The sequence below is a fragment of the Streptomyces sp. SYP-A7185 genome, from assembly GCF_046103685.1.
GTDB lineage: Bacteria > Actinomycetota > Actinomycetes > Streptomycetales > Streptomycetaceae > Streptomyces.
The window spans coordinates 2,702,433-2,722,527 of the sequence record NZ_CP122310.1 but is presented as its reverse complement, the minus strand read 5'-3'; the positions used below and the strand labels follow the sequence as shown (position 1 = coordinate 2,722,527).

General features: G+C 69.7%; 20 protein-coding genes and 2 pseudogenes. 9 read left to right on the top strand and 13 right to left on the bottom strand.

What is annotated here, in order from left to right; translation table 11 throughout:
• Positions 1–70: 70 nt before the first annotated feature.
• The 3 genes and pseudogenes from QBL25_RS11985 to QBL25_RS11975 all read right to left on the bottom strand — a co-directional run.
• Positions 71–1,360: a tyrosine-type recombinase/integrase gene (locus tag QBL25_RS11985; RefSeq protein ID WP_409057013.1), complete on the bottom strand. Its 1,290-nt coding sequence runs from the start codon at positions 1,358–1,360 to the stop codon at positions 71–73.
• Entirely contained in the window at positions 1,360–1,584 is a 225-nt protein-coding gene (locus QBL25_RS11980; RefSeq protein ID WP_409057012.1) for a helix-turn-helix domain-containing protein, read from the bottom strand. The genes QBL25_RS11985 and QBL25_RS11980 overlap by 1 nt, the downstream gene beginning before the upstream one ends.
• Positions 1,584–1,841 (bottom strand): annotated as a pseudogene (locus QBL25_RS11975) (replication initiator); the annotation flags it as partial. The pseudogene QBL25_RS11975 and the gene QBL25_RS11980, both read right to left, overlap by 1 nt.
• 1,412 nt (positions 1,842–3,253) lie before the next feature.
• On the opposite strand from QBL25_RS11975, the gene QBL25_RS11970 reads away from it, so the two are divergent.
• The 3 genes from QBL25_RS11970 to QBL25_RS11960 all read left to right on the top strand — a co-directional run bounded on the left by QBL25_RS11970 (position 3,254) and on the right by QBL25_RS11960 (position 4,843).
• Positions 3,254–3,565, top strand: coding sequence for a hypothetical protein (locus tag QBL25_RS11970; RefSeq protein ID WP_409057011.1), 312 nt, complete (start codon positions 3,254–3,256; stop codon positions 3,563–3,565).
• Entirely contained in the window at positions 3,558–3,845 is a 288-nt protein-coding gene (locus QBL25_RS11965; protein WP_409057010.1) for a hypothetical protein, read from the top strand. Before QBL25_RS11970 ends, QBL25_RS11965 begins: the two co-directional genes overlap by 8 nt.
• Positions 3,846–4,408: 563 nt before the next feature.
• Positions 4,409–4,843 carry a hypothetical protein gene (locus tag QBL25_RS11960; RefSeq protein ID WP_409057009.1) on the top strand — a complete coding sequence of 145 codons (435 nt, stop codon included), beginning with the start codon at positions 4,409–4,411 and terminating at the stop codon, positions 4,841–4,843.
• A 154-nt stretch (positions 4,844–4,997) separates the two neighbouring features.
• On the opposite strand, the pseudogene QBL25_RS11955 reads toward QBL25_RS11960, so the two are convergent.
• The 3 genes and pseudogenes from QBL25_RS11955 to QBL25_RS11945 all read right to left on the bottom strand — a co-directional run bounded on the left by QBL25_RS11955 (position 4,998) and on the right by QBL25_RS11945 (position 6,679).
• Positions 4,998–6,303: pseudogene (locus QBL25_RS11955) on the bottom strand (tyrosine-type recombinase/integrase).
• Positions 6,303–6,527: a helix-turn-helix domain-containing protein gene (locus tag QBL25_RS11950; RefSeq protein WP_409057008.1), complete on the bottom strand. Its 225-nt coding sequence runs from the start codon at positions 6,525–6,527 to the stop codon at positions 6,303–6,305. The pseudogene QBL25_RS11955 and the gene QBL25_RS11950 overlap by 1 nt, the downstream one beginning before the upstream one ends.
• Positions 6,524–6,679, bottom strand: a complete 156-nt coding sequence (locus QBL25_RS11945) for a hypothetical protein (protein WP_409057007.1) — start codon at positions 6,677–6,679, stop codon at positions 6,524–6,526. Before QBL25_RS11945 ends, QBL25_RS11950 begins: the two co-directional genes overlap by 4 nt.
• Positions 6,680–6,681: 2 nt before the next feature.
• On the opposite strand from QBL25_RS11945, the gene QBL25_RS11940 reads away from it, so the two are divergent.
• From QBL25_RS11940 to QBL25_RS11925, 4 genes are all read left to right on the top strand, one after another.
• Entirely contained in the window at positions 6,682–6,939 is a 258-nt protein-coding gene (locus QBL25_RS11940) for a hypothetical protein (protein WP_409057006.1), read from the top strand.
• Between the two features lie 866 nt (positions 6,940–7,805).
• Complete coding sequence (locus tag QBL25_RS11935; protein ID WP_409057005.1) at positions 7,806–8,450, top strand: GntR family transcriptional regulator; 645 nt, start codon at positions 7,806–7,808, stop codon at positions 8,448–8,450.
• Positions 8,451–8,476: 26 nt separating this feature from the next.
• Positions 8,477–9,499: a 1-aminocyclopropane-1-carboxylate deaminase gene (locus QBL25_RS11930; protein WP_409057004.1), complete on the top strand. Its 1,023-nt coding sequence runs from the start codon at positions 8,477–8,479 to the stop codon at positions 9,497–9,499.
• Between the two features lie 220 nt (positions 9,500–9,719).
• The gene (locus QBL25_RS11925) at positions 9,720–9,947 is read left to right on the top strand and encodes a CarD family transcriptional regulator (protein WP_135329399.1); all 228 of its coding nucleotides are present in this window, start codon (positions 9,720–9,722) and stop codon (positions 9,945–9,947) included.
• A gap of 134 nt (positions 9,948–10,081) precedes the next feature.
• Here the strand turns inward: QBL25_RS11925 and QBL25_RS11920 are convergent, their stop codons facing one another.
• From QBL25_RS11920 to QBL25_RS11890, 7 genes are all read right to left on the bottom strand, one after another.
• Positions 10,082–11,317, bottom strand: coding sequence for a TerD family protein (locus QBL25_RS11920; RefSeq protein ID WP_409062618.1), 1,236 nt, complete (start codon positions 11,315–11,317; stop codon positions 10,082–10,084).
• Between the two features lie 126 nt (positions 11,318–11,443).
• Positions 11,444–12,433, bottom strand: coding sequence for a zinc-dependent alcohol dehydrogenase family protein (locus QBL25_RS11915; RefSeq protein WP_409057003.1), 990 nt, complete (start codon positions 12,431–12,433; stop codon positions 11,444–11,446).
• Positions 12,430–13,299, bottom strand: coding sequence for a carbohydrate ABC transporter permease (locus QBL25_RS11910; RefSeq protein WP_409057002.1), 870 nt, complete (start codon positions 13,297–13,299; stop codon positions 12,430–12,432). The genes QBL25_RS11915 and QBL25_RS11910 overlap by 4 nt, the downstream gene beginning before the upstream one ends.
• Positions 13,296–14,252: a carbohydrate ABC transporter permease gene (locus QBL25_RS11905; protein ID WP_409057001.1), complete on the bottom strand. Its 957-nt coding sequence runs from the start codon at positions 14,250–14,252 to the stop codon at positions 13,296–13,298. Before QBL25_RS11905 ends, QBL25_RS11910 begins: the two co-directional genes overlap by 4 nt.
• A complete protein-coding gene (locus QBL25_RS11900; protein ID WP_409057000.1) occupies positions 14,249–15,616 on the bottom strand; it encodes an ABC transporter substrate-binding protein in 1,368 nt (455 codons plus the stop codon). The genes QBL25_RS11905 and QBL25_RS11900 overlap by 4 nt, the downstream gene beginning before the upstream one ends.
• A gap of 220 nt (positions 15,617–15,836) precedes the next feature.
• Positions 15,837–16,607, bottom strand: a complete 771-nt coding sequence (locus QBL25_RS11895) for a DeoR/GlpR family DNA-binding transcription regulator (protein ID WP_409056999.1) — start codon at positions 16,605–16,607, stop codon at positions 15,837–15,839.
• A gap of 266 nt (positions 16,608–16,873) precedes the next feature.
• The gene (locus QBL25_RS11890; RefSeq protein ID WP_409056998.1) at positions 16,874–17,683 is read right to left on the bottom strand and encodes an NAD-dependent epimerase/dehydratase family protein; all 810 of its coding nucleotides are present in this window, start codon (positions 17,681–17,683) and stop codon (positions 16,874–16,876) included.
• A 282-nt stretch (positions 17,684–17,965) separates the two neighbouring features.
• Between QBL25_RS11890 and QBL25_RS11885 the strand changes: the two genes are divergently transcribed.
• Both QBL25_RS11885 and QBL25_RS11880 read left to right on the top strand, forming a co-directional pair.
• The gene (locus QBL25_RS11885) at positions 17,966–18,919 is read left to right on the top strand and encodes a 5-dehydro-4-deoxyglucarate dehydratase (RefSeq protein WP_409056997.1); all 954 of its coding nucleotides are present in this window, start codon (positions 17,966–17,968) and stop codon (positions 18,917–18,919) included.
• A complete protein-coding gene (locus QBL25_RS11880; RefSeq protein ID WP_409056996.1) occupies positions 18,916–20,082 on the top strand; it encodes a hypothetical protein in 1,167 nt (388 codons plus the stop codon). The genes QBL25_RS11885 and QBL25_RS11880 overlap by 4 nt, the downstream gene beginning before the upstream one ends.
• The last annotated feature ends 13 nt before the right edge of the window (positions 20,083–20,095 follow it).

Sequence of the window (20,095 nt, the reverse complement as noted above, 5' to 3'; positions counted from 1 at the left end):
TCGCAAAGCCCCACCGGCAGTGGTGCCGGTGGGGCTTTCGGGTGCCTTGACGGCAACGGTGACGGCAACGTCAGCGGACGATGACTGTGACGGATGGGTTGTCGGGGTCGTCGTCGCTCTGGCTGAGGGCGTTGCCGAGGGTGTCGATGGCCTGGCGCTGGAGGCGGAGTCGGACATGGGCGTAGACGCCGGCGGTGACGCCGATGTGGGCGTGGCCGAGCAGTTCCTTGATGATGACGAGGTCGATGCCCTGTTCCAGGAGCAGGGTGGCGGTCGAGTGTCGGAGGTCGTGGAACCGGATGCGGCGAAGTCCTGCACCGTTGAGGAGTCTGCTGAAGCTGCGGGTGAGGTTGGCGGGTTCGAGTGGGCCGCCGGTGGGGGTGGTGAACACGAGGCCGTTGTCCGACCAGATCGTCCCCGCGGCCCGGCGTGCTTCCTCCTGCTGTTCCCGATGAATCTTCAGGGAGTTGACGCATTCGGTGGGGAGGACGATGCGGCGTTCGGAGGCGCGGGTCTTGGTGTGCAGGATGGTCAGGCCGCCGATGCGGGTGCGCTGGAGGGAACGGTGGATGGTGGCGGTTCCCGTGTTGAGGTCAAGGTCTTCCCAGTGCAGCCCGAGGAGCTCGCCCTTGCGGAGGCCGGTGCGCAGGGCGAGTTCGTACAGGGCGTGGAGCCGGTCGCTGCTGGCGGCGTGGAGGAACTGCCGGGCCTCGCTCGCGGTGAAGGGTTTGAAGCGCCGGGGGCGGGGTGCTGGGGTCTTGACGTTGCGAGCGACGTTGCGGGGCAGGTCGTCTTCGCGGACGGCGTGCTCCAGGGCGGACTTGAGGACCGAGTGGACGTAGGTCACGGTCAGCGGGGAGAGCCGCTTGTTGCAGCACTGCCCGATTGCGCAGCAGGAGTGCCGGTCGGTGTCGCGTCCTTGGGCGCAGCACTGGCAGGTGAGGCGGAGGCGGTCGAGGAAGGTGCGGACGTCGCGGGCGGTGAGTCGGGCGAGCTTCTTGGCCCCGAGGCCGGGGTTGAGATGGAGGCGGACGCAGGCGGCGTATCGGGTGTGGGTGTTCTCCCGTATCTGACGGATGGCGACGCCGTTCAGCCAGTACTTCAGGTACGCGCTGAGGGTGATGTTGGCCGCCGCGACGGGCAGGCCGAGGTTGCTGGTGGCGATCTTCTCGGTGAGCTTGGCGAGGGCATCCTTGCGGGTGGTGCCGTAGACGCGGATGCGCTTGCGGGTGTTGCCGGGGGCGAGGATGTATCCGGCGGCTTCCCAGCGTCCGTCCTTGCGCTGGTAGACGGTCCCGTCGCCATTTGCACGGGCACGGGCACGGGAGCGGCGGGAGGAGGCGGGGCGAGGTGTGGTCATCAGGCCGCGTCCTGTTCGAGGCGGGTGCGGATGAAGTCGGTGAGGGCATGGGTGGGGATGCGGCGGGCGCGGCCGAGGGTGATTGAGGCGAGCTGGCCGGTGCGGAGCAGGTCGTAGACGGCGGAGCGGCCGAGCTGGAGACGGGCCATGACTTGTGGAACAGTCAGCAGCTCCCCCGGCGTGCTCGGCCCCTGGTGGGGTGCGGCGGCTGCCTGCATGGTCATCAGTAACCCCCTTCGGCCACGAACTGCCGTGCGATTTCTCTGCGGTGCCAGACGGCGGCGGCGAAGAGCGCGGCGCCGGGGCTGTAGCCGGTGCCGAGGTAGGCCCAGTGGCCGACGACGAGCGTGGTGGCCGGCTCGGGCTCGGGCAGGCCGGCATGAGCGCGGATCTGTTCGGTGCGCCAGGTGCGGCGGGCGTCGCGCAGCGCGCCGAGGGTGGTGGAGTAGCGGCGGGATTTGGTGGAGAAGTGGCCCCGGAAGGGACCCCCTCCCACTCAGGCCCGGAATCTGCCGGAGACTGACTCCGGCCGGCGGACGGCCGACTCCGAGGGCGCTCAGGACGCCAGCAGTTCGGCGACTTCGGGCACGTCGCGATAGGCCCGCAGTCGATCGAGCACGATCCTCGTGCGTTCCGCCGTGCGTTCGCTGCCGCTCTGCCCCAGGGCACATCCGGCCCGCTGTTCCCGCTGCGGCCTCGGGCTCGTTGGCCTCGGCGTAGGCCACTGCCAGCCAGGAAAGGTACAGCGCCAGCTCCCGGGCGTGGCTGGCGTCGTAGAGTCCGAGCACGTCCGTCAGCAGCGGCACGGCCCGCAGCGGGCGCCGCAGTTCGGTGTAGACGCGGGCCTCCATGACCTGCAACTCTCCGGCGTCCATCCAGTACAGGTACGACGGAGATTCGGTGCCGGCCGAGTCCTCGGACAGAGCCTCGGCTGCTTCCCGGAGTGCGGTCATCGCCGGGCGGTCCTGCCCGGCACGGGTATGTGCCCAGGCGACACGGTCCAGGTACAGCGCGCGTGCCTTCGCCGGGGCGTCCGGACCCGCATCCTTCAGCGCGGCGCGGGCCAGTCCCACTGCGTCCGCTGTCCGGCCGGTGTTGCTCCACTGGTAGGCCAGCGAGCCCGCCACGTTCCCGGACAGCACGCCGTCCCCGGCGGCCTGTGCGGCGCTCATGCCGAGCTGGTAGATGCGCTCCGCCTCGGCATGCTCCCCCGCATCCGAGGCCACCCACCCGGCGATCTGCGCCAACTCTCCGATGGCCCGTAGAAGTTCGCGCCCCACTTCCTCGGTGTGTGTGCCCTCGCGGTAGAGCTTCACCGCCGCTTGCAGCTCGCGCAGGGCGGGCCTGATCAGGTCCTTGCCGTAGACCACATCGTCAGCCAGCCGCAGGCCGTGGACCCTCTGGGCCAGGTCGGCCACCTGTCCCGCCCCGATCCGGCGGCCCGTACGAGCACGCAGCGGGGCCAGCGGATCGCCCTCGGGCAGAAAGTCGGCGACGGACCGCACCGACGGCGCGGACTCGACCGGCTGAACGGCCTTTGCCATCTCCAGCATCTCGCGCGGCACTTGAAGCACCTGCGCGAGGAAGGGCAGCCACTCGCGCGGAGACCGTGTCCCGATCTCCCAACGGGACACGTCATTTCGCGTCGGCGGAACGCGCCCAGGAGCAGCCTCGGCGAGCCGCCGCTGACTCCAACCACGCGCCAGACGCAGCCGCCTGACCAGTTCTCCGACTGTCTCCCGCACCCCACCAGCTTGGCAGACAGCTAGGCAGACATGCTGGCTCCTCCGCAAGGTCCACGCCAGCGGGACGCTGATCAACAACCCCTGATCGAGTCGAGGAGAGGGCAACACGATGGCTGAGCGTGCGACACCGTGGCCAGAGGGTCCCGCTATGCAGGGGCCGCGCCTACTGCAGTGGGCCACCGCCGAGGGGAAACCCTGCTACCTCAGCACCGACGGCCGCGGCTACCTCGCCACCCTCGCCGACAACATCGAGTCGGTACAACTCGGTATGGGTGCGGAACTGCTGGAGTACGCCCGAGACACCACAGCCCCCGGCGCGAAGATCCTGTCGGCCACCGAATACCGCTGGCTGGCCTGCCGGTTGACCGAAGCCCTCTCCGACGCACTCCGGGTCGCCGACTCACGCGGACAACGCCTCCCGGGCCCGGAGGAGGAAGAGGAAGCGGGCGAAGATGTCTGACTCCACGAACACCGACGCACCGGCCCGCAGTACTGCCCGTGGCCGCTTTCGATTCCGCGAGTACCACGTGACCACCGTCCCCGACACCTTGGCCCTGCCGACCGTCGCGGCGGAGTGCGTCACCGGCGAAGACCGCAACTGCGGTGGCACCTCCGGCCCCCTGCACACCCCGGACGAACTGACCCGCTGGATCGCCGGACACTGCGCCGCCACCGGCCACGAGCTGTACGAACAGACCACCCGCACCCTCCTCTGCGCTGAGCCCGGAGCCTGGCAGTAAAGTCCCCTGCCCCAGCACCACTTCAGGTACAGCGCGACCGCGCGGCCAGTACCGTCTGACGGCAGTAGCGACGGCAACACCCACGGATTCCCCCGTACAACCACGGACACCGGCGGAACCCAAAAGCGCCGCTGATCTGCGAATACGCAGATAGAGAGGGGCCGCGTAGCACACGTACTATGTACTGGCAGGACGGACGCCGGTCCTAGTTCACAACTGCAATCTCATTGATGAAGACCACGTTCATGTGAACAGCCTGAACGAGGGGCGTGACGTAGCCAGGGCAGAGGCGGGGCTGGGGGATGATGCAGTTCCGTTCAAGCAGGAGCTCGGGCCCATGAAGGACAAGGTGTATTCGGGAATGCAGAGTCCCGACGGGCTGCGTGGGTGGAGGATGGACTTCGATCCGAAGTCGCCTAAGGGTGTTCACATCAACTGGTGGGACAGGACCAGTGGACCCAAGAGGAGTTCTGGCCGGAGAGGTGGGGCAGCCATATTGGACGACATGACCGAGGGTGGCTACCGCGCAATCATGAACCGCTTCCCGCGCACCTAGGTCGGGCATGAACTACATCGAGAATGAACACTTGGCGCAGTGGATCTCATCTGGGCGGGCTTTGGTGGCTCCGCAAGAGGCTTGCGCGGAGTTCCACGACTACCTCATCGAGTTCCCGTGGCTGCCGACTCGATTGGATTGGCGCAACGTTGACCATGAGGAACTTGACGCATCGGGAGTGAGTGAGGCCGAATTTGTATCGCGTGCTATGCGATACAGGGTCGGCGCGCATTCAAACCTGCTCGCCCTGTTCTCCCCCGAGCAACCGGGAATCATCTGCTCGTTGGAGGACGGGCTTTCCAACTTGGATTACATCTACTGGAAAGCGCCAGGAATCCGATACTTCTGTGGACTTGACATCGACCCTGCGGGTGCGCCTCAGTACTGCTATGAGGATTTTGGTGAGTTCGACGGTTTCGCCGGGGTGACGTTTCGGCTGTAGTGCGGAGTATTCGCGCACCCTGCACAGGGCGGATGGTGCGGGCGCGTCGACCCCCGTAATACATTCAAGATAGTTGCAACTGTAAATCTGAGGCCCCATCGGCTGTGCCTGATGGGGCCTCAGCGGCGTTTGACGGCAGTAGTTGACGGCAACGTTAACGGACGGTGGCTCCGACGAGGGGTGGTTCGCCGCCGTCATCGGGCTTGCCGGTGATCTCGGCAGGGTTGCGGAGGGCGTGGCCGAGGAGGTCGATGGCGTCGCGTTGGAGGCGGAGTCGTACGTGGGCGTAGATGGTGGCGGTGACGCCGATGTTGGCATGACCGAGGAGTTCCTTGATCACGACGAGTTCGACGCCTGTTCCAAGAGCAGAGTGGCGGTGGAGTGGCGGAGGTCTTGGAAGCGGATGTGGCGGAGGCCGGCCTTGCGGAGGAGCGCGATGAAGGTGCGGGTCAGGTTTGTCGGGTCGATCGGTCGACCCTGCGCTGTGGTGAACACGTGCCCGCTGTGCTGCCACGCCGTGTCTGCGGTCGCACGTTCGTGCCGCTGCTGTTCGTGGTGGTGCTTCAGCGACTGGACGCAGCGGGTAGGGAGGGCGATGCGGCGTTCGGAGGCCCGGGTCTTGGTGGGCAGCGTGGTGAGCCCGCCTGCGGCCTTGCGCTGCAAGGTTCGGCGGATCGCGGCGGTGCCCGCGTCAAGGTCGAGGTCTTCCCAGTGCAGGCCGAGGAGTTCGCCCTTGCGGAGTCCGGTGCGGAGGGCGAGTTCGAACAGGGCATGCAGCCGGTGGCCTTGGACGGCGGTGAGGAACTGGCGGGCTTCCTCGGCGGTGAGGGGTTCGATGCGTCGGGGCCATGGGGTGCCGGTGCGGACGTTGCGGGCGACGTTGCGTGGGATCTCTTCTTCGCGGACGGCGTGTTCCAGGGAGGACTTGAGTACGGAGTGGATGTAGGTGAGCGTCAGCGGGGAGAGCAGCTTGTGGCAGCACTGGTCGGCTGCGCAGCAGCGGGGCTGGTCGCGTCGGGCGTCGAGGCCGCGCGTGCAGCACTGGCAGGTGGTGCGGAGCTGGTTGAGCCAGGTGCGGACGTCCTTGGCAGTGAGCTTGGCCAGCTTCTTCTTGCCGAGGCCGGGGATGAGGTACCGGTTGATGCAGGTGGTGTAGCGGGTGTGGGTGTTCTCGCGGAGGTGGTGGACGGCGACGTTCCCCAGCCAATAGGTCAGGTACGCGACCACGCTGCCCTGCGCGGAGGGGATGCGGAGGCCGCGGTTGCTGTTGGCGATCTTCTCGGTGAGCTTGGCCAGGGTTTCCTTGCGCGTCGTGCCGTAGACGCGGACGCGCTTGCGGGTGTTGCGGGGGCGAGGACGTACCCAGCGGCTTCCCAGCGGCCGTCCTTGCGCTGGTAGACGGTCCCGTCACCGTTGGCGCGCACGCGGCGGGAGGCGGAGTTGTCGCGGGGCGTGGCCATCAGGCAGCTTCCTGTTCGAGGCGGGTGCGGATGAAGTCGGTGAGGGAGTGGGCGGGGATGCGTCGGGCGCGGCCGAGGGTGATCGAGGCGAGCTGGCCGGTGCGGAGCAGGTCGTAGACGGCGGAGCGGCCGAGCTGGAGACGGGCCATGACCTGGGGCACGGTCAGCAGCTCTTCCGGCGTACTCAGTCCCCGCCGGGGCGGGGCGGGTTCCTGCGCGTTCATCCGCAGCCCTCTTCGGCGATGAACCGGCGTTCCAGTTCCCGGCGGTGCCAGACGTGGGCCGCGAGGAGCGCGCCGCCGGGGCTGTAGCCCGAGCCCTGGTAGGCCCAGTGGTCGATGACGAGGGTGGTGTCCGGGTCGTGCCCGCGAGGCACGTGTGGCCGCCACCGAGTTCGCCGACCTCAGCGACGAGGAGCTGCTGGCGCGGGAAGCAGAGCTCGACCGACGATGGGACGTGGTTCGGGAGGAGCATCAGCGGCTTTACGGCGAGCGCCGGAAGGTCAAGCGGGAGAAGAGCCGACGCGGCCTGTTCCTGCCACCCCTGCATGACGACGACGCCGAGCCGGACATGTCGCCGAGCGAGAAGCTGGCGGGATTGAAGAGCGCGAGGAGAAAGAATGTCCCTTCCGGATGATTGGGCATGGTTGGAAGAGATGCCTCCATCATGGCCTCCACCTGCCGAGCTGTCAGGGCCCACTGGGATGATCAAGGTAGATCTGCCGATCCGAATGCTTTCAAGTAATACGGTCGGAAATGATCTCATCGACTTGATTGGGCAACTCTTGAGTGAATGCGCTCGATTCAGTATTTGGCTTGGTTCTGAGGGTAAGAGTTGCTCCGCTTCCGAAAGGGAGCTAGCGGAACTGTCCTATGTGACCAATAATCAGCTCCGGAGTGTTTATGAGTCCTGGGTCTCATATTTGGATGCGTACAGGATCTCCGGGGGGAAGGTGGGCGAGTTTGATGTCGAGGAACGTTCGCTTGGGCGTTCGCTACTTGATGTGATCAGCAACATAAATGCGGCGCGTAGGCGTTTCGAGAGTAGGGGCTGACTCGTCTTTGGGTGGCAAACTCGTCGGCGAGGCGATTGCGGTTCTCTGACGATCACTCGGTAGTTCTCATCGGTAAACGCCTAGCCTCCTTCACGTCCGATATCAAGTGCTATCTCCATAGCTTCCGGCAGTAGTTGACGGCGACGGCGGCGGACATCAGGGGCGCTCGCCGCCGTTGCGTGCGTTCGTCAGGGGCGGTCGGGGGCTTGAGCGGTGAGGTGACGCCGATGTGCGCGTGACCCAACAGCTACTTGATGACGACGGGTTCGAGGCATTCCTCAACGCCCCTCCGCAACTAAGGCGACGGGATCCTCGATGCGTCGCGGGGCGACTGCCGATGAAGTTGGCGCCGGTGTGCGCGAGGGTGTCGAGCGACTGGCCTTGGTTGCGCGCGTGAGGCTGCAAGCCCCTTGTCCGTGACGGGAATTGGTATCTAACATTTCAGTGCATGGGAGCCATGCAACCGGTGCGCCGCACCCTGCTCAGGGACCAGGCGTACGCATCGATCCGTGACGCGATCGTCGGCGGCGACATCCCGCCGGGCAGCGTCGTGCGGGACGCCGACCTCGCCGCGTCGCTCGGCCTGTCCCGCGCGCCCGTCCGTGAGGCGTTCGCGCGGCTCGTCGACGAAGGCCTCCTGGAGTCCAAACCGCAGAGCCACACCCGTGTGACGCCGCTGGACGCGGCCGGCGTCCGGGACGCGGCGGCCGTCGTCCGCGCCATGCACGAGCTCGTCGCGCGCGGCGCGGTGTCCCGCCTGGAGCCCGTCCACCTCCACGCGATGCGGGAGGCCAACCGCCGGTTCGCGGCGGCCGTCGCCTCCGGTGACGTGGAGGGCGCCCTGCGGGCCGACGACGACCTGCACGGCGTCCTCGTCGCGGCCTGCGGCAACCGCGCGGCGGCGGCCACCATCACCCGCTACACCCCGCTCATCCGCCGCCTGGAGAGGCAGCGCTTCGGCGAGGGCGTGACCTGCGGCTCCGCCGAACTGCACGCGCGGCTGATCGACGCGTGCGCGGACGGCGACCCGGAAGCGGCGGCGGCCGTCACCACGGAGATCTGGCGCGGCCTGGAAGAACTCGCCCACCCCTGACGACACCGCATCCCACGGAGGCCCCCGTGCCCGCACCTCTCGACTCGTACGCCCGCTACCCCCTGCTCTTCGGCCACTCGCCCGTCCACCCGCTCGACCGGCTCACCCACCACCTCGGCGGCGCCACGCTCTGGGCCAAGCGCGAGGACTGCAACTCCGGCATCGCGTACGGCGGCAACAAGACGCGCAAGCTGGAGTACCTGGTCGCCGACGCGCTCGCCCAGGGCTGCGACACCCTCGTCTCGATCGGCGGCGTCCAGTCCAACCACACCCGCCAGGTGGCGGCCGTCGCAGCCCGCGCCGGACTCAAGTGCGTGCTGGTCCAGGAGAGCTGGGTCGACTGGCCGGATTCCGTCTACGACAAGGTCGGCAACATCCTCATCAGCCGGCTCGCGGGCGCCGACGTACGCCTCGTGCGCGCCGGATTCGGCATCGGCGTCAAGGAGAGCTGGGAGCAGGCGGTCCGCGAGGTCGAGGAGGCGGGCGGCAAGCCGTACGCGATCCCGGCGGGCTGCTCCGAGCACCGCCTCGGCGGCCTCGGCTTCGCCCAGTGGGCGTACGAAGTGGCCGAGCAGGAGGAGGACTTGGGCGTCTTCTTCGACACCGTCGTGGTCTGCTCGGTGACCGGCTCCACGCAGGCCGGCATGGTCGCCGGGTTCGCCGCGCTCGCGGAGGAGGGCGGGCGTCCCCGCCGCGTGCTCGGCATCGACGCCTCCGCCGATCCCGGCCGCACCCGTGAGCAGATCACCAGGATCACCCGCGGGACGGCCGAACTCATCGGCGTCCAGACCGAGGTCGAAGACGCCGACATCGAGCTGGACGCGCGCTACCACGCGGGCACCTACGGGCTCCCGGACGAGGCGACCCTCGACGCGATGCGGCTCGCGGCCCGCACGGAGGGCATGGTCACCGACCCGGTCTACGAGGGGAAGTCGATGGCCGGGATGATCGATCTGGTGGACCGGGGAGAGATCCCCCGCGACGCGACCGTCCTGTACGCCCACCTCGGCGGGCAGCCCACCCTGAATGCCTACAGTGCCCTGTTCTGATGAGGTTCCTCACCCGGCGCTTTCCCGCCGCCGCCCCGCGAGGACGGAAAGGCGATCGGGAGACGCGGGGCACAGATGTGCCCGTCGTGCGCGTGGGGCCACGGAACAACTACGTTCCGCTACGAGGGCCGTGCCATTGTGTGTCGGTTTGATGCCGATGTGAGGACCGTGTGAGCTCGGAGCATGGTGCGCCGGGGTCCGGAGGGCGCATACTCGGAACATGACGAGGCCCCCCGGTACCCGACGCCACCTGCCGAACAGTCCTTTCAACGTTCCGCCGCCCCCCGCACCGCCCATCGAGCAGTTCGCCGTGGGCGACCGGGTCTCCCACGACCAGTACGGACTCGGACGGATCGTCGGAGTGGAAGGCGAGGAAGCAGTGGTCATCGACTTCGCAGGCCGCCAGGGAAGGTTCCTGAGCCCCTACCCCAAGCTGGCCAAGCTCTGACCTGACGTACGCCTGCGCGCGCGTCCCCACGCACGACAAGGGGCGGCCGACGGGGAAGGTGCACCCTTCCCCGTCGGCCGCCCCTGCGCTGTCCGCCCGCGGGTCACACACCCCGCGCGGGCGCCCGCGCGGGGCTACAGCGCCTGCGCCGCGGGCTTCACCATGCCGCGCACGGTCCGTGACTTCACGAAGTCACCCATGGCGGTCATCTCCCACTCTCCGGTGAACTGCTTGATGAGCTTGGCCATCATCACGCCCGTCTGCGCCTCGGCGTTCGTGAGGTCGAAGCGGACCAGCTCCTCGCCCGTGGCCGCGTCGAGCAGGCGGCAGTAGGCCTTGGCGACCTGCGTGAACTTCTGGCCCGAGAACGAGTTCACCGTGAAGACGAGACCCGTCACGTCCTGCGGCAGCCGGCCCAGGTCCACGACGATCACCTCGTCGTCGCCGCCGCCCTCACCCGTGAGGTTGTCGCCGGAGTGCTTGATCGCGCCGTTCACGATCGACAGCTTGCCGAAGTAGCAGCTGTCCACGTGGTTGCGCTGCGGGCCGTACGCGATGACCGAGGCGTCCAGGTCGATGTCCTTGCCGCCGTACGCGGGCTCCCAGCCGAGGCCCATCTTGACCTGCGAGAGCAGCGGACGGCCGCCCTTGACCAGGGACACGGTCTGGTTCTTCTGGAGGCTGACCCGGCCCTTGTCCAGGTTGATCTTCCCGGCACCGGGGGCGGGGGCCGCGGGCGCGGGGGGAGCGGCGGGCGCGGCGGGTGCGGCCAGACGGGGGTCCGCGGCCGGCGGGGGCGGGCCCTGGACCGGGGCGCCGGACGGGGGCGCCATCGGGGCGGCGGGCGCCGCGGCGGCCGGAGCGGCCGGAGCGGCAGGCTCCTCGACCGAGACACCGAAGTCCGTCGCGATGCCGGCCAGGCCGTTCGAGTACCCCTGGCCGACGGCGCGGGCCTTCCAGGCGCCGTTGCGCAGATAGACCTCGACGATCACCAGGGCGGTCTCGCCGCCGAGCTGCGGGGGCGTGAAGGTGGCGAGGACGGAGCCGTCGTCCGCGTTGCGGATGGTGGCGGTGGGCTCGATGCCCTGGAAGGTCTGGCCCGCCGCGTCCGGGCTCGCCGTGACGACGATCTTCTCGATGCCCGCGGGCACGGCGGTGGTGTCCACCGTGATCTTGTCGGGGGTCGTGCCGCCCCCCGACGTGTAGGTCACGCCGGGGCCCGCGGGCTGGTTGAAGAAGATGAAGTCGTCGTCGGAGCGCACCTTGCCGTCGGCGGTGAGCAGCAGACCCGACACGTCGAGCCGCACCGGTGCGGCGACGTCCACCGCCACGCGGGGGGCGGTGAGAGGGATGTTCGAGCCGGGTGTCATAGCGGTCATGTCCGGGGTAACGAACGTCCCGGCTTTGCCGTTCCCTTACCTATGGAGATTTCTTCCGGGCGTTCCCCGAATGCCGGAAGGGGGCCGGAACCCGGCCCCCTTCCGGCATCCGCGCTCCTACGGCACGACCACGATCTTGCGCCCCACGCCGGAGGCGAACCGCTCCAGCGCCTGCGGGTAGGTGTCCAGCGGCATCCGGTCGCTGATGAACACCTCGGGGTCGAGGACGCCCGCGGCGAACAGCTCCGCCGCCCGCTCGTAGCTGTGCAGGACCGCCATCGACCCGGTGATGGTGATCTCCTGGTTGTAGATGCGGTACGGGTCGATGCTGACCCGGGTCGCGTAGTCGGCGACACCGAACTGGAGGAACGTCCCCGCCTTGGCGACCCGCCCGAGGCCGTCCTGGATCGCCGCCGCGTTTCCCGTGGCGTCGACCACGATGTCCCAGCCCTGCGGCCGCTCCAGCTCGTCCGCGCCCGCGGCCGACCCCGAGACGCCCAGTTGCCGGGCCGTGGCCAGGCGGTCCGCGTTGAGGTCGACGACGTCCACGCTCGCCGCGCCCGTGCGCTTGGCGAGTTCCAGCATCATCAGGCCCATCGTTCCCGAGCCGTAGATCAGGACGTGGGCGCCGAGCCGGGCGCGGAGCACGTCGTAGCCTCGCACCGCGCAGGACAGCGGTTCGATGAGGGCCGCGTCCTGGGTGCGGACGTGCTCGGGCAGCTTCACGCAGTTGGCGACCGGCGCCACCGCGTACTGGGCGGCGCCGCCCGCCGTGGTGACGCCGATGGCGGCCCAGCGCTCGCAGAGGTTGTTGTGGCCGGTGCGGCAGTAGCGGCACTCGTAGCAGTAGAGCGAGGGGTCGACCGCGACCCGGTCGCCGACCGCGAGCTCCGTGACCTCACGGCCGAGCCCCACCACCTCACCGGCGAACTCGTGCCCGGGCACCACGGGGAGCGTGGGCGCGAACTCGCCCTGGAGGATGTGCAGATCGGTCCCGCACAGACCGCACGCGGCGACCTCGACGACGACCTCGCGCGGTCCCGGAGTGGGGTCGGGCACCTCGCCGACGACGGCCTTGCCGACGGACTCGATGATGGCGGCCTTCACTTGACGGCTCCCAACGACAGGCCCTGGACCAGCTTGTCCTGGGCGGCGAACCCCGCGGCGAGCACCGGCAGGGAGATCACGAGCGACGCGGCGCACACCTTCGCCAGGAACAGGCCCTGGCTGGTGATGAAGCCGGTCAGGAACACGGGCGCGGTCTGGGCGACGACGCCCGTCAGGACCCGCGCGAAGAGCAGTTCGTTCCAGCTGAAGATGAAGCAGATCAGGGAGGTCGCCGCGATCCCCGGCAGCGCGATGGGGGCCACCACGCGCGTGAGGATGGTCGGCAGGCGCGCCCCGTCGATCTGCGCGGCCTCGATGATCGCGACCGGCACCTCGGCCAGGAAGGACTGCATCATCCACACCGCGATCGGCAGGTTCATCGACGTGTAGAGGATGACGAGCAGCCAGATGTTGTCCAGCATCTCGGTGTTCTTGGCGAAGAGGTAGATCGGCAGCAGGCCCGCCACGACGGGCAGCATCTTCGTCGACAGGAAGAAGAACAGGACGTCCGTCCACTTCTTCACCGGCCTGATGGACAGCGCGTACGCGGCGGGCAGCGCCAGGACGAGCACCAGGAGCGTCGAGGCGAGCGAGGCCACCGTCGAGTTGATCAGCGAGGGCCAGGGGCTGGCGCCGCCGCCCGAGCCGAAGAAGTCGCGGTAGCCGTCCAGGGTGAGCGAGGCGGCCAGGGACGGCGGGTTGGTGGCCGCGTCCTCCTCCGAGTGGAAGGAGGTCAGGGTCATCCAGGCGATGGGCAGGAAGAACAGGATCCCGGCCAGCCAGGCGGCGAGGCCGAGGCCCGCCGAGCCCCGGATGCGGAACCGGCTGCCGGGCCGGGCGGATGTCTGCGTCACGGCGGTGCTCATGCGCGGGACGCCTCCTCACGGAACAGGGACGAGACGACCCGCAGGGCGAAGGTCGCGATGATGATGGAGCCGATGACGACGAGGACGCCGGCGGCGGACGCCAGACCGTTCTCGTGGGCCTGGTAGAAGCTCTGGTAGACGGTGTAGGGCAGGTTGGCCGTGCCCAGACCGCCCGAGGTGATCGTGAAGACGGCGTCGAAGTTCTGCACGATGTAGATGGAGCCGAGCAGTGCCCCCAGCTCCAGATAGCGGCGCAGATGCGGGAGCGTCAGATGGCGGAACACCTGCCAGTTGCCCGCGCCGTCCATGCGGGCCGCCTCGATGAGTTCGCTGTCGCGGCTCTGCAGCCCGGCCAGCAGGATCAGCATCATGAAGGGCGTCCACTGCCAGATCAGGGAGGCCTCGATGGCGATCAGCGGGGTGTTGGAGACCCAGTCGGGCTGGGCCGCGCCGTCGCCGCCCACCCAGCGGAGCAGGCCGTTGAAGAGCCCGTACTCGGGGTTGTAGAGCACGTGCTTCCACAGCAGCGCGGCGGCCACCGGGACCAGCAGGAAAGGCGCGATGAGCAGCGTGCGCACCGCGCCGCGGCCCCGGAACCTCCGGTCCAGGAGCAGGGCGAGGCCGAGCCCGATGACGAGGCTGGCGATCACGACGGTGGCCGTGAGCACGATGGTCGTCAGGACGGACTTGCGCAGGTCCGCGTCGGTCAGGACCTCGGCGTAGTTGTCGAACCCGGCGAAGCTGCGGGCGTCGGGGTAGAGGGCGTTCCAGTCGAAGAAGGAGATCACCAGCGTGGCCACGAAGGGCAGCTGGGTGACGACGACCATGAAGATCAGGGCGGGCAGGAGCGGGGCCCTGGTGGCCCAGGCCCGCAGCCGCCCGCCCGGCTTCCTGGCCGGGGACACGCGCGCGGTCTTCGGCGCGGCGGTGGTGGTGCTCGCGGTGGCGGTCATCGTCCCTCGTACTCCTCGGCGATCTTCTCGGCGAGCTTCTGCGACTTCTTCAGGGCCGACGCGACGGACTGGCGTCCGGCGATGGCCGCGCTGATCTCCTGGGAGACCCGGGTGCCGAGGTCGGTGAACTCGGGGATGCCGACGAACTGGATGCCGGGCGCGGGCCGGGGCTGCACGCCCGGGTCACGCGGCCGTGCGCCCTCGATGGCGGCATGGGTGACGTCCTGGAAGGCGGCGGCTTCCTCGCGGTACTCGGCGTTGGCGTACGTCGAGGCGCGCTTGCCCGCGGGGACGTTCGACCAGCCGATCTTCTCGCCGACCAGTTCCTCGTACTCCTTGCTGGACGCCCAGGAGACGAACTTCCAGGCCTTGTCCGGGTTGCGCGAGGCCTTCTGGAGGCCCCAGGCCCAGGTGTAGAGCCAGCCGGAGCTCTTGGTCTTCTCCACGGGCGCCGGTACGTAACCGATCTTGTCCTTGACCGGGGACTTGGCCGACTCCAGCGAACCGGCGGCGGCCGTGGCGTCGTACCACATGGCGGTCTTGCCCTGGGTGAGGTTGTTCAGGCACTCGGCGTAGCCGGACTGGGCGGCGCCGGACTCGCCGTGCTCGCGCACGAGGTCCACGTAGAACTGCGTCGCCTTCTTGAACTCGGGGGAGTCGAGGCGGGCCTTCCAGTCCTTGTCGAACCACGTCCCGCCGAAGGTGTTGACCACGGTCGTCAGGGGCGCGATCAGCTCGCCCCAGCCCGGGAGCCCGCGCAGGCAGATGCCCTTCATGCCGGACTCGGCCCCGTCCACGTCGGCCGCGAGCTTCGCCACCTGCTGCCAGGTCGGCTTCTTCGGCATGGTGAGCCCGGCCTTCTTGAAGACGTCCTTGCGGTACATCAGGAAGGACGACTCGCCGTAGAAGGGCTGGCCGTAGAGCTTGCCGTCGTCCCCGGTGAGGGACTGGCGCATGGACGGCAGGACGTCCTTCTCGTCGTACGCCGTGTCCTTGCGGGTGTACGAGCCCAGTTCGTGCAGCCAGTCGTTCTTGGCGTAGATCGGGATCTCGTAGTTGCTGAGGGTGGCGACGTCGTACTGGCCCGCCTGGTTGGCGAAGTCCTGGCTGATCTTGTCGCGGACGTCGTTCTCGGGCAGGACCGTGAAGTTCACCTTGATGCCCGTCTCCTTGGTGAAGTGGGCGGCGGTGAGCTTTTGCAGTTCGACCATCTGCGGGTTGTTCACCATCAGGACGTTGATGGAGTCGCCGCCTGAACCGGTCCCGCCCGCCCCGGCCCAGCAGCCGGAGAGCAGCGGGGCAAGCAGCGTCCCTGCGGCTGCCGCGGCGAGTGTGCGCGACCTCCGTCGGCTCTGGGTTCGCATGAATGCTCCTGAACATATGGGGACGTGGGAGGAGTTATGGGGTGCGAGAGGGGTGTGGGTGGTGCGGCGGTGGTGCGTGCGTCGGGGCTGCGTCGGAGGCGGATGAGGGCGTGCGGGACCACGGAACGTGCGGGGGCGACACGGCGAGGGGGCTGAGGGGAGGGCCTGGGAGGAGACCGAGACCTGGCAGGAGGGCCGGCGTGTGCGGGGATTCGGGGGGTCAGACGCGGATGACCTGCGGGCCCTGGAGCGAGTAGCGGTGGGCCTCGGAGGCGGGCAGCTGCGTGCTGGTGACGATCGCCTCCAGCTCGCCCACGTGCCCGAACCGGCAGAAGCTCGTCGCCCCGAACTTGGTGTGCACGCCCGTGAACACCGTGCGCCGGGAGGCGCGGATGGCCTGCGTCTTGACCTCGCTGACCGCGGGGTCGGGCGTGGTCAGGCCGTGCTCGCGGGAGATGCCGTTGGCCCCGATGTAGGCGAGGTCGATGACGAACCCGGCCAGCATGCGCGTCGTCCAGTGGTCGACGGTGGCCAGGGTCCCGGGGCGGACGCGGCCGCCGAGGAGCAGGACGGACATGTTGTCGGCCTCGGCGAGGACGCCCGCGGTGGCCAGGGACGCGGTGACCACGGTCAGGGCGCGCCCCTTGGCGGCTTCGGGGAGGGCCTCGGCGATGAGCTGCGGGGTGAAGCCCTCGTCGACGAAGACCGTCTCGGCGTCGCCCAGGAGTTCGGCGGCCGCGGTGGCGATCCTCCGCTTCTCCGGGACGTGCATGGTGGTGCGGAAGGCGAGGGTCGTCTCGAAGCCGGCGCTCTCCACGGGGTAGGCGCCGCCGTGGGTGCGGCGGACCAGGCCGTGGTCCTCCAGGGCGCGCAGATCGCGGCGGACGGTCTCCTTGGCGACGCCCAGTTCACTGGCGAGCGCGGTGACGTCCACGGAGCCGGAGGTCCGCGCGACCCGGACGATTTCCCGCTGCCGCTCTTCCGCGGTCATGGCCGCCTCCTTCCCTCGCCGTGCCCGTTCGGGCCCTGGGGGAAAGTTCTACCGCCGGGCGGCGGTGTGTGACCAGGCTCGGAACGGGAGCGATGGTGCCCGGGTGTGCCCGTTTGGCAGGGCCGCGGCCTCTGCTTCGGGCTGAGGGCGTGCCCGTTCGGGGGGTGGAGGGTGCCCGTTCGGTGCCCGAATGGGGGCCGCGGGACGCGTTGTGGAACGCCGTACGGCCGAAAACGCAACCTGGCGGCCCCGGGGGAGGAATGCCCTCAGTGGGGCCACACCGGGGGATTCGTGCAGAAGTGGCCGCCCAGGTGCGCGTGATCCGGGTCGGCGGGGTCCAGTTCACCCTGCTCGGCGACCAGCTTCTCGGCGTACTGCTCGGAGTCGTCCCGGGGCTCGTAGCCGAGGGACCGTGCGGACGTGAGGTCCCACCACAGCCGGGTGTTCGCGGACGAGCCGTAGACCACGGTGTGTCCCACCGAGGGGGCGGTCAGCGCCGCGTGGAAGAGCCGGGCTCCGTCACCGGGGCTCAGCCAGACCGACAGCATCCGTACGCTCGTCGGCTCCAGGAAGCACGAGCCGATCCGCACCGAGACGGTCTCCGTGCCGTGCTTGTCCCAGTAGAGCTGGGCGAGATCCTCGCCGAAGGACTTCGACAGGCCGTAGAAGGTGTCCGGACGGCGCGGGGTGTCGATCGGGATCAGCGGGTCGTCGCCGACGGGCCGCGGCGTGAACCCCACCGCGTGGTTCGACGACGCGAAGACGATCCGGCCGACGCCCTCTTCGCGCGCGGCCTCGTAGAGGTTGTACGTCCCCTCGACGTTCGCCCGCAGGATCTTGTCGAAGGAGGACTCCAGGGAGATGCCGGCGAGGTGGATGACCGCGTCGACGCCCCGCACGGCCTCGCGCAGCGCCTTCTTGTCGGCGAGGTCGGCGGTGATCGCGTCCGGCTCGCCCTCGATGGGGCGCACGTCGAGCAGGCGCAGCCGGTAGCCGTAGGCCGGCAGGAGCCCCCGCATCAACGTGCCGAGGCCGCCTGCGGCGCCGGTGAGCAGGACGGTGCGGGGAGCGGGCATGAGGGGGTCTCCTCGGATCAGCGGTGGATCGGCCGACGGCGTGCGTGGCTACGACATGTGTTCGCATCCACGTATGTCATTCATATCCGTGGACAAGCTAAGGATCAACGGCTCGTCGCGTCAAGTGTCGTACGGAGGCCGCGAATCCGCTCTTGAATCGGCGGACGAATCGCGGTTCTCTTGCGGACCTTGACGCTTGACCGGGGCTCAAGGGGCGGCTTAGCGTGGGTGCGTTCAGAAATATGGACGTGGATCAGAAACGTGCACGCTAAGGGAGAGCCCGTGACGTCAGCACCCCTCGCCGCTCGACTCGACATCCCCAGCGGGCCGCTGTTCTTCCCGGTCACCGCGTACGGTCCGGACGGCGCCGTCGACCTCGACGTCTTCCGCGCGCACGTGCGCGCGGGCGTCGACGCGGGTGCCGCGGCCGTCTTCGCCTGCTGCGGCACGGGGGAGTTCCACGCCCTGACGCCCGAGGAGTTCCGGGACTGCGTCGCCGCCGCCGTCGAGGAGTCGGCGGGCCGGGTGCCGGTGGTCGCGGGCGCCGGGTACGGCACCGCGCTGGCCGTGCGGTACGCGCGCCTCGCCGAGGAGGCGGGCGCCGACGGGCTGCTCGCGATGCCGCCCTATCTCGTCGTCGCCGGGCAGGAGGGGCTGCTGCGGCACTACGCCGAACTGGCCGCCGCGACCTCCCTCGACGTCATCGTCTACCAGCGCGACAACGCCGTGTTCACGCCGGAGACCGTCGTCGGCCTCGCCCGCACCGAGGGCATCATCGGCTTCAAGGACGGCCTCGGCGACATGGACCTGATGCAGCGCGTCGTCAGCGCCGTGCGAACGGAAGTCCCCGAGGAGTTCCTCTACTTCAACGGCCTGCCCACCGCGGAGCTGACCGGCCTCGCCTACCGGGGCATCGGCGTGTCGCTCTACTCCTCGGCGGTCTTCTGCTTCGCGCCCGACATCGCGCTCGCCTTCCACCGGGCGTTCAACGCCCGCACCCCCGAGGGCGACGCCACGGTCAACCGGCTCATCGACGGCTTCTACCGCCCCTTCGTCGAACTGCGCGCCGAGGGCAGGGGATACGCCGTCTCGCTCGTCAAGGCGGGCGTACGCCTGGCCGGGCTCGACGTCGGCGGGGTCCGGACGCCGCTGCACGAGCCCGCCGACGAGCACGTCAAGCGCCTGGCCGAGCTGACCGAGCGCGGGCACGCCCTGGTGCGGGAGGAGGGCGCGTGAGGACCTCCGCCTTCCTGTACCCCTGGGACGTCGTCGGCGACCCCGCGGCCCCCGCGCGCGTCGCGGACCTCGGCGTCCAGCAGGTCACCCTCGCCTCCGCCTACCACTCCACGCGCGCGCTGACCCCGCGTCACCCGCGCCACCGCGTCGTCACCGCCGAGCACGCGGCGGTCCTCTACGAGCCCGACGGCCGCTGGGCGGGCCGGGAACCGCGCCCGTACGCCGCCGGAAGCTGGGCCCCGGGCGACGCCTACGGAGAGGCCGCCGAGGCGCTGGCGGACGCCGGGCTGGACGTGCACAGCTGGGTGGTCCTCGCCCACAACTCCCGCATGGGCGCCGAGCATCCGGACACCTCCGTCGTCAACGCCTACGGAGACCGCTACCCCTGGGCGCCCTGCATCGCACGGCCCGCCACGCGCGCGTACCTCGTCGACCTCGCGGCGGAGGCGGCCGTGCGCCCCGGCGCGCGCGGCACCGAGCTGGAGTCCCTGGGCTGGTACGGCCTCGCGCATCTGCACGCCCACGACAAGATCGCGGGGGTGCCGCTCGGGGAGGCCGGGCAGTACCTGATGTCGCTGTGCTTCTGCGCGGACTGCCGTGCCGGGTACGCCGGACAGGGGCTCGACCCGGCCGAGGCGGCGGCCGGCGTCCGCCGCGCCCTGGAGCCCGTGTGGCGGGGCGACGAACCCTCCGGCGGCTGGCAGGCGGTGGAGAAGCTCCTGGGCGCCGGCCCTGCCACCGCCACGCGCGCGTGGCGCGAGGAAACCGCCCGCACGCTCCAGGAGGCGGCCGTCGAGGCGGTGCGCGCCGCGGCCCCGGACGGCTTCCGGGTACTGCTGCACGCCGACCCGGTGGCGTACCACTGCGGGGCCAACGCGGGCGTCGACCCGGAGCACATCCTCTCCGTGGCCGACGGCGTGGTCGTGCCCTGCACCGGCGGCGCCGGAGCGCTGACGCCCTTCCACGCGCACCGCACGGCCCGCACCACCCTCGCCGCGAACCTCACCGTCGTCTCCGGCATGGGCGGCAGCCCCGCGACCCTCGCCGCCGACGCCGCGCACGCGGTCACGCTGGGCGCGGACGAACTGCGGCTCTACCACGCCGGGTTGGCGTCGGACGCGGATCTCGCGCACGTACGGACCGCCCTGGCGCAGCTGGACTGACCCCGGCGCACAC

Coding starts and splice junctions, on each gene's coding strand:
- QBL25_RS11925 (WP_135329399.1), top strand. CDS start 9,720: ATGACGAGGCCCCCCGGTACCCGACGCCACCTGCCGAACAGTCCTTTC.
- QBL25_RS11985 (WP_409057013.1), bottom strand. CDS start 1,360: ATGACCACACCTCGCCCCGCCTCCTCCCGCCGCTCCCGTGCCCGTGCC.
- QBL25_RS11905 (WP_409057001.1), bottom strand. CDS start 14,252: ATGACCGCCACCGCGAGCACCACCACCGCCGCGCCGAAGACCGCGCGC.
- QBL25_RS11980 (WP_409057012.1), bottom strand. CDS start 1,584: ATGACCATGCAGGCAGCCGCCGCACCCCACCAGGGGCCGAGCACGCCG.
- QBL25_RS11910 (WP_409057002.1), bottom strand. CDS start 13,299: ATGAGCACCGCCGTGACGCAGACATCCGCCCGGCCCGGCAGCCGGTTC.
- QBL25_RS11960 (WP_409057009.1), top strand. CDS start 4,409: ATGAACTACATCGAGAATGAACACTTGGCGCAGTGGATCTCATCTGGG.
- QBL25_RS11970 (WP_409057011.1), top strand. CDS start 3,254: ATGCAGGGGCCGCGCCTACTGCAGTGGGCCACCGCCGAGGGGAAACCC.
- QBL25_RS11965 (WP_409057010.1), top strand. CDS start 3,558: ATGTCTGACTCCACGAACACCGACGCACCGGCCCGCAGTACTGCCCGT.
- QBL25_RS11950 (WP_409057008.1), bottom strand. CDS start 6,527: ATGAACGCGCAGGAACCCGCCCCGCCCCGGCGGGGACTGAGTACGCCG.
- QBL25_RS11920 (WP_409062618.1), bottom strand. CDS start 11,317: ATGACACCCGGCTCGAACATCCCTCTCACCGCCCCCCGCGTGGCGGTG.
- QBL25_RS11890 (WP_409056998.1), bottom strand. CDS start 17,683: ATGCCCGCTCCCCGCACCGTCCTGCTCACCGGCGCCGCAGGCGGCCTC.
- QBL25_RS11900 (WP_409057000.1), bottom strand. CDS start 15,616: ATGCGAACCCAGAGCCGACGGAGGTCGCGCACACTCGCCGCGGCAGCC.
- QBL25_RS11895 (WP_409056999.1), bottom strand. CDS start 16,607: ATGACCGCGGAAGAGCGGCAGCGGGAAATCGTCCGGGTCGCGCGGACC.
- QBL25_RS11935 (WP_409057005.1), top strand. CDS start 7,806: ATGGGAGCCATGCAACCGGTGCGCCGCACCCTGCTCAGGGACCAGGCG.